1 pseudogene is annotated in these 272 nt (G+C 65.4%); it reads left to right on the top strand.

Annotation, left to right across the window (positions count from 1 at the left end):
* Positions 1 to 202, top strand: a pseudogene (locus RVY79_RS19680) (serine--tRNA ligase); the annotation flags it as partial.
* Positions 203 to 272 lie beyond the last annotated feature (70 nt).

Here is a 272-nt window from a genome sequence, read left to right as displayed (position 1 = left end):
GGCGCGCCGCATGCAGGCCCGCTTCCGCAATGCGCAGGGCAAGCCGGAGCTGGTGCACACGCTTAACGGCTCGGGCCTCGCCGCGGGCCGCACGCTGGTGGCCGTGCTGGAGAACTACCAGAACGCGGATGGCTCGGTGACGGTGCCGACCGCGCTGCGCCCGTACCTGGGCGGTCAGGAAGTGCTGAAACCGGCAGTTTGATGGAGTTTTCCGACCCTCTTGATCTCGGCGGAAAAAGTCTGTTATAGTCGCGGTTTCGCGATTCAGCGAC

Source organism: Chromohalobacter sp. HP20-39, from assembly GCF_033052815.1.
Lineage (GTDB): Bacteria > Pseudomonadota > Gammaproteobacteria > Pseudomonadales > Halomonadaceae > Chromohalobacter.
This window is presented reverse-complemented; position numbering and strand designations above follow the sequence as displayed.